At 45.6% G+C, this 7,480-nt stretch carries 5 protein-coding genes and 1 pseudogene; 3 read left to right on the forward strand and 3 right to left on the reverse strand.

The annotated features are described in order from the left end of the window. Positions 1-22 precede the first annotated feature (22 nt). Both OSCI_RS06610 and OSCI_RS06615 read right to left on the reverse strand, forming a co-directional pair. Complete coding sequence (locus tag OSCI_RS06610) at positions 23-1,435, reverse strand: sensor histidine kinase (RefSeq protein WP_007354106.1); 1,413 nt, start codon at positions 1,433-1,435, stop codon at positions 23-25. Between the two features lie 264 nt (positions 1,436-1,699). Then, on the reverse strand, positions 1,700-2,086 hold the full coding sequence (locus OSCI_RS06615) for a response regulator transcription factor (protein WP_007354107.1): 387 nt from the start codon (positions 2,084-2,086) through the stop codon (positions 1,700-1,702). A gap of 577 nt (positions 2,087-2,663) precedes the next feature. On the opposite strand from OSCI_RS06615, the gene OSCI_RS06620 reads away from it, so the two are divergent. Then, positions 2,664-2,888, forward strand: coding sequence for a hypothetical protein (locus OSCI_RS06620; RefSeq protein WP_007354108.1), 225 nt, complete (start codon positions 2,664-2,666; stop codon positions 2,886-2,888). A 65-nt stretch (positions 2,889-2,953) separates the two neighbouring features. Then, entirely contained in the window at positions 2,954-6,595 is a 3,642-nt protein-coding gene (locus tag OSCI_RS06625; protein WP_007354109.1) for a CHAT domain-containing protein, read from the forward strand. Between the two features lie 177 nt (positions 6,596-6,772). On the opposite strand, the gene OSCI_RS29690 is transcribed toward OSCI_RS06625, so the two are convergent. Next, positions 6,773-6,952 carry a hypothetical protein gene (locus OSCI_RS29690; RefSeq protein WP_148288920.1) on the reverse strand — a complete coding sequence of 60 codons (180 nt, stop codon included), beginning with the start codon at positions 6,950-6,952 and terminating at the stop codon, positions 6,773-6,775. Between the two features lie 234 nt (positions 6,953-7,186). Between OSCI_RS29690 and OSCI_RS28270 the strand changes: the two are divergent. Beyond that, positions 7,187-7,480: pseudogene (locus OSCI_RS28270) on the forward strand (mechanosensitive ion channel family protein); the annotation flags it as partial.

Consider the following 7,480-nt stretch of genomic DNA (forward strand, 5'->3'; position numbering starts at 1 on the left):
AGCCCCTAACCGCTTTCAGCGGTTAAAGCGGTAAGCAAATAGTGAAAATTGCCCCCTTACCAATTCTACTTTCAGCCGTAATGCTACCGCTGTGTGCTTCTACAATCCGCTTAGCGATCGCTAACCCCAAACCCGTACCGCTACCCGAACGCGAGGGATCTGTAGTGTAGAACTGCTCAAAAATGCGCGGTAAATCGCTAGAACTAATCCCAGGCCCCTGATCCTCAACTTTAATAACAGCTTGTTTTCCCTCCTTGCGTCCCGAAATCATCACCTCAGAATCGGGTAGGGAATGCTTAATCGCATTATCGAGCACGTTCAAAATTGCCTGCAACAGCCGCTCTGGATCGCCAAACAAGATAATATCAGCCACATCCACCGTCACAGACACACCTCGCGCTTCCATCCGGGGTTTCACAGCACCAACAGCGCGGTTAATCAAACTGCTCAGTACCAAACTTTGCTGTTCTAATTGAGTGACACCCGCCTCCAAGCGGCCCAAATCCAGCAAATCGCGAACTAGGCGAGAGAGGCGTTTAGTTTCATCCTCTACATTTTGAAAAAAGCGATCGCGCAACTCCGGCTCATCAACAGCACCACTTCTGAGTGCCTCCACCGTCACCAACACATTACTAATAGGAGTGCGGAGTTCGTGAGAAACATTTGCCAGAAAAGTTCTACGTTCGTAATCCAGCGAAGCCAGCCTTTCACTCATGCGATTAAGTTCCGCCGCCAACTGATCTAACTCATTGCTTTGACGGATAGCCAACTTATCGCCAAAATGACCGCTACCCAGGCGAATCGCAAAATTCCGCATTGTTTCCACAGGTTTAGAGAGACTACGCGCAAAGCGATCGCTAATTACCGCACACAGCAACAGCGTCAGCATCAAACTCCCCCCAACCGTCCAAATCACCTTCGCAAACTGGCGCTGAAACTGTTTCAAAGTAATCGACATCCGCAGCACACCCAGCATTTGACCATTCCGAACCACAGGTCGAGCAATGTAAAGCCGATCCTCTCCTGACAACACCCCTTTTGCAATTCCTCGCGCCGAGCGATTTTGGAACGCCTCCCTCATCCCAGCTACCTCGTACCAGCTCGTAACTTGTTTGTCTAACCGAGGATCGGAAGTGGCCAGCAAGTGGCTTTGAGGGTCAAAAATCCGTAGCGTAATGGTTTCTGGTGCCCCGTAGCGTTTCACCAGCAGTTCTACTCGCTCAATTTTGCCCTCCTCCAAAGCATCGGCCACACTCTCGCTTAAAGCCGCAGTCCAATTTTCCAAATCTGTCTGTCGCGCCTGTATGAAATAATCATAAAACGACCACAGAATGTACCCCGCCATCAACGAAGTGCCTAGAGTTGTCAGCAGCAAATAGGTAGCTAACAGCTTGGCGTGAATAGAATTTAATTTAATTTGGGGCAACCATTTCATTTGTTAATAGATTTTATATTTATAAAAAACCTATAGCATTTCTCAATTATTAGGAGGTACAAAAGCAACCCCCCCTAGCCCCCAGGGCTGTTTCATTCTCGGAAAAACCGCGATTTTGTAGGGGTAGTGCCCCCGTGCCTACCCCCCTTACTCTGGGCGGGCACGGGGGCACCGCCCCTACCGAGAATGAAACAGCCCCCTTTCTAAGGGGGTTGGGGGTAGTTCTTGTACTTCAGCACACAGAGAAAGGCTGTAAAATTTTATTTATTTACTATCTGAAGACTGCTCCGCAGAACGGCGGCGTAACACGGCTTTGATCCGCGCTACAAGTTCGCGAGTATTGAAGGGTTTTGTTACATAGTCATCTGCTCCCGCCTCTAAACCCCAAACCTTATCAATATCTTGATCTTTAGCAGTCAGCATCACAATCGGCACATTTGAAAATGCCCGAATCCGCCAGCAGACTTCCATGCCGCTCACTTCTGGCAGCATTAAATCTAGTAAAATTACATCTGGTACTTGTTTGTGAAATTGTTTGATCGCACTCAATCCATCGGCCGCCGTCATCACTTCATAGCCTTCTTTTTGCAGCGTGTAGGTCAGGCTGTCGCGCAGGGCTGGTTCATCATCTACTAATAAGATTTGGGGCATTGTTTTTACCGCTAACTCTTATTTCGAGACTGCCACATTCTCGCTTTTGCAGTATCCTCCTTTAGGCATAAAGCTCAGGAATAAGCTGTTTTGTCTATAAATCAAATCAAGAGATGGGCAGGATGCCTATCTCACAATAATCTGACAAAAATTGACTGTCAAATTTTACATTCACCCTTGTAGCCAGAGGCAAGTCGATTTATTTTTCGCTAAACTATACTAAATATAATTATGCACCGTGCTATGTTCCCGATACTTAGATTAATTCTAATGGAATGATTTAGCAAATATCCGTAATATTTATTCAAGTCTTATGCGCTTTTTTCTCACCGTTCTATCATAAGCATAAGCACTTATTTTTCTCACCGTTCTATCATAAGCATAAGCACTTATTTCCGCTCAATTAGACTGTAGAAATTGTCCGCTCGATCGCGTTGAACTGCTGTTGTTTTCCATAAACTTTGAGTGGAAAGACAAGCATTCCAGTTTCTACTTACTAACTTTCTAATAGTAATACAGTTTCCTTAAGTTTAGTGCTAAAGTAGGGAAAATATTTAAGGCAGGTTTAAACCTGTTTATGCTTTTTATCCTCGGACTGAAGTCACGGGGCTTTCAGGCGATCGCTTATAATACTATGACTTTTGTCCTTAAGTCTCGCGGTCAGCGGCGTAACACTGCTATTCTTGCCTTCAGGCAAGAGCAATGCCATCCTTTCCCATCTGCAATCTTACCCTCAACTCACGCCTCTGGCAAAGGAATTAAAATTTCCAGGGTTGATGATGCAATTGGCTGTAAGGATTAGCCACTGGTTTACATCTTCCCTCTTCCTTCTTCCCTCTTCCTTCTTCCTTCTTCCTTCGAGTCACGATGGACGAACAACGCCGCGAAACTGACTTTAATATGCTCCGAGTGCTACTGGACTTTTCTAGCGATACAGGAACAGAATTAATTTTGAGTGCTGACTCAGATTTAATCGACTACGGGTTAGTACAAACACTGTACCTGGCAGTGCCGTCCCTAACGCAAGAGGGGCTAGTTAATGCTGCTAAATTTTTCCAAAATTTGCTTGCTCCTTTGGAAGAAGCGATGATGGCATCTATCGGCGCTGCAACTCCAGAACAGTATCTCACTTTTCTGGGGGAAGTATTGCAGGCAGTAGCCTACAATTCTGAACCGCAAGCAGTTTATCCATTACTGTCTGCCAATTTAGATAAGTTGGATTACCATTTTGCCCAACTGTTGCACAGTTGGGCAACTGCAATCTTACCGGAAGCTGAACCCGCACAGGCGAGACGGATTGCGGCTCAGATCGGTAATTTGAGCATTATTATTGGGCGGTTCCCCCTGGGTAGCAGGGCGAACAATTTAGAAATTGAAATTGCAGGTTATGAAGTAGTAGCAACTGTTTTTACCCGCGAGGAGTTCCCGGAACAGTGGGCGACGCTGCAAAATAATCTGGGCAATGCTTATAGCGATCGCATTAAAGGAGAACGAGCCCTGAATCTGGAACGAGCGATCGCTTGTTTTGAAAATGCTTTAGAAGTAAGGACTCCCGCAGAATACCCGGAACAGTGGGCAACGCTACAAAATAATCTGGGCAATGCTTACAGCGATCGCATCAAAGGTTTTAGTGCCGATAACCTAGAACTGGCAGTTACCTGCTATCAAAACGCTTTACAGGTGCGAGCTCGCGATACTTTCCCCAAGGAGTGGGCAACAACTCAAAATAATCTCGGTCGCGCTTACAGCCGCCGCTTAAGAGGAGAGCCAACTGATAATTTAGAATTGGCAATAGCTTGCTATCAAAGCGCCTTGCAAGTTTACAATCGTAAGTCCTTTCCCCGTCGTTGGGCGACAACACAAAATAATTTAGCAAACGCTTATAGTGAAAGACTCCAAGGTAGTCGCGCTGATAATTTGGAACAAGCTATAGAGTGCTATCAAAAGGCTTTACAGGTGCGGACTCGCGAGAACTTACCGGCACAGTGGGCGACTACTCAGCATAATTTAGGTCGAGTTTTTAGCGAACGAATTAAAGGAGATCGATCGGAGAATTTGGAAGCGGCGATCGCTTGTTATCGCAATGCTTTACAAGTTCACAGCCGCACTAAGTTTCCCGATCGCTGGGCGACAATTCAAACTTATCTGGGCAAAGCTTATAATCAGCGACTCAAAGGAGATCGAGCCCAAAATATAGAAGCAGCGATCGCCTGCTATCAAAAAGCCTTGCAAGTATATTCAAAATCAAAAGCTCCCGATCGCTGGGCAATGTTACACACTTATTTAGGTCGGGCTTTGAGCGAACATAAGAAAGGAGAAAAAGCCCGCAACCTCAAAAGTGCGATCGTCTGTTATCAAAATGCTTGTGCAATTTATACCCGTTCGGGCTCTCCCGATCGCTGGGCAATGCTGCAATCATATCTCGGTCGAGCCTTTGGCGAGTTGATGCTGGGTAACAGACCTGAACATCTTAAAAAAGCAGTCAGTTGTTATGACAAGGCCCTGGAAGTCTACACGCGAGAAGCTCATCCCCACAGCCACGCCAAAACCTTATTTTACCAAGGCCTCGCCTACCAAGCCCAGGGGGAATTGCTGCTAGCTTACAACACTTTTGCCTCGGCTGTGGAAACAGTGGAATTCCTACGCGGAGAGCGCAGAGGGGGGAGCGATCGCGAAGCCAGTACCCTGCAAAAATTAGCTCAAACCTGGACTGTGCTTTACAAATCTCTGGTGGAAGTCTGTCTGGAACTAGGAGCTAACCAACCTCATTACTACGCCAAAGCCCTAGAATATACGCAGCGCTACAAAGCTCGCAGTCTGGTGGAACTCCTCGCCCATGACTCCTTAACTCCCAAAGCAGAACTTCCCCAATACGTCCAAGATGAGTTGGTTTTGCTACGACAGGAAATAGCTACAGAACAGCAGCGAGTCGATGGGGGAGCGAAGCTGGAAGTCAATATTCGCGGTAGTTCAGGGGCAGAAAGACCGGATTTGAATAATTCCTCAATGCCTCTGAGTGTGGACTTTACCCGCCTCACTCAATTGTGGCATCAGTTGGACGAGTTGATTGCCCGCGAGATAGTGTCTTTTGACCCGTATTTTAGCAGCACTCAAAAAGTGGAGGCGATCGCCTTTGAACAAATTCAGGAATTATTACCAGATCGGAATTGCGCGATCGTCGAGTGGGCAAACTTAGAGGAAATGTTGGTTTGTTTTATTATCCTCCCTGAAGTCGAACATCCTCTAGTTTGGGTTTATCCCCCAGAAAATGCAGAAGCTTTGGAAGATTGGGCCGACGAATATTTGAGTGCTTATTCCGAACAAAAAGGCCGTTGGGTAAATCAACTAGCAGCTCGATTGACCCGCCTAGCAGAACTTTTACAAATCGATCGGATTGTAGAGCGCATTCCCGAACATTGCGATCGCTTGATTGCGATCGGACACCGATTTTTGCACCTGCTACCGATTCATGCTTTGCCTTTGGGAAGTGAGGGAGAGGGGGAGCTCTGGAGCAGAGGGGCAGAGGAGCAGAGGGGCAGGGGAGCAGAGGAGATGGGGAGCGGGGGAGCAGAGGGGAAATCTTCATCTTTCCTGTTCCCTCTCCCCATCTCCCCCGCCCCCCCGCTCCCCTGCTCCCCATCTTCCTCATCTCCTCAATATTTAATTGACAGATTTCCGAGAGGTATTCGCTATGCTCCAAGTTGTCAAATGTTGCGCCTGAGCCAAATTGGGCGGCGTAATCTTCGTGGAACTTCGCCAGTGCGAGAACTCTTTGCTGTTCAGAATTTTACTAAAGATGCGATCTATAGCAATCTGGAAATGAGCGCGATTCGTCAGCATTTCCCAACTACGGAAACTTTAGGGGATAGAATTGGCGTAAAAGAAGCACTTTATCAATTAATTGGGGTTGGCGATCGCCACCTCATTCAAAGAGAGCAACAGCAACAAAGTATTGGTATCCACTTCGCCTGTCAGAGTTTGTTAAATTTTGAACATCCTTTGCAATCGGCTTTGTTTTTTGGTAAGGACTCTCTAACATTGGAGGAAATTTTTAATCTCGACTTGCGCCAATGTCGATTACTGACTCTCTCCGGTTGTGAAACTGGCGCTGGGGAGGTAAAAAATATTATTGATTGTGTTAGCTTGACAGCGGGTTTGATGTATGCTGGGACTCCCAGTATTGTCAGTAGTCTTTGGAAAGTGAGCGACGTTTCGACATTGTTTTTGATCGGCAAGTTTTACGACAATCTCAGTCAGCTTCAGAGAATACAGGTGGGAGATATTGCGATCGCGCTTAATTCTGCTCAGAAATGGTTGCGAGATTTAACTAGCGAGGAATTTGAAACTTTACTGAGCGATTTTCAAAGTCAAATTACACAAATCTTTGCTCAGTTACCCCAAGGACAACGCTTGATTGCTGAAGCATCTTTGCAGCAAACACGCAATCGCAAACCTTGCCCTTTTGCTAATCCCTATCATTGGGCCGCTTTTACTGCTACAGGGGTTTAATCTTATACCAATTCTCTAAATGCCGACTACATAAGAATTTCATAATTAGCTGCCGAAATTATTATAATTTTGTTAAGTAGATAAAAAAGTGGGTAATGTTGGTATTATTATGGTATAAATATTTTATCTTTCCCTGTGTTCGAGGATTCACAGCCTTTGCTCCCAAGTAATCAGGACTCAGGGAACGAACATAGCGATCGCGCAACAAGGTAAAAAAACTGGTGGCAGGGTATGAACGCTGAAAGTCATGGCGAACAACGCAAATGCAGTCAAACCAACAATCGAACGCCAGCCGACGCAATTGCCTAAAATCACCCAAGTGATTGCAATCTCAAAGAATACGATTAATGTAGTCAAACAAACAGTTTAGAATCAGTAACCCTCAATCCAAGAAGAAGGTGAACAGGAGAGATAGCTAAACCTAAATTAGGATTTTTAACTAACAACAAACAAAAAGATGAGTTGAGGGAAGTATCAATGATACAACTATAATGATTGTTTCAACAATAATTTTTGTTACAAATAGCCTCTCAGCCTGATATAGAAAGTTAAAACTGTTTTAAAGTTCCATTACAATTGGAGAGCAATCAGATGTCAAGTAGTGCTGTAGCATTTCTCAGCAATTTTGGGATACTGGGACTTACCATTGTTAGTTTATATCTCCTATTCTTAGTGCTGCGGGTAGTTTTACGCCGACTACCAACCGATTTACCACTGGTAGCGTTGAATATCTCACGGGGCCCGATACTTCTGCTAGTCTGCTTCGTCGGGATGAATTTGTTATTAGCACAATGGGGAAGTAGTCTGGAATTTAACGGTCAGCCAGTAACGATCGGGCTAATCCAGAGAGGTCTGAGTGCACTTAATTTCTTAATAGTAACTTAC

The organism is Kamptonema sp. PCC 6506, assembly GCF_000180455.1.
Classification (GTDB): Bacteria; Cyanobacteriota; Cyanobacteriia; order Cyanobacteriales; family Microcoleaceae; genus Kamptonema; species Kamptonema formosum.

What these genes read in the sequence shown, in the direction of transcription:
- OSCI_RS06625 (WP_007354109.1), top strand. Translation starts at nt 2,954, where the DNA reads ATGGACGAACAACGCCGCGAAACTGACTTTAATATGCTCCGAGTGCTA.
- OSCI_RS06610 (WP_007354106.1), bottom strand. Translation starts at nt 1,435, where the DNA reads ATGAAATGGTTGCCCCAAATTAAATTAAATTCTATTCACGCCAAGCTG.
- OSCI_RS06615 (WP_007354107.1), bottom strand. Translation starts at nt 2,086, where the DNA reads ATGCCCCAAATCTTATTAGTAGATGATGAACCAGCCCTGCGCGACAGC.
- OSCI_RS06620 (WP_007354108.1), top strand. Translation starts at nt 2,664, where the DNA reads ATGCTTTTTATCCTCGGACTGAAGTCACGGGGCTTTCAGGCGATCGCT.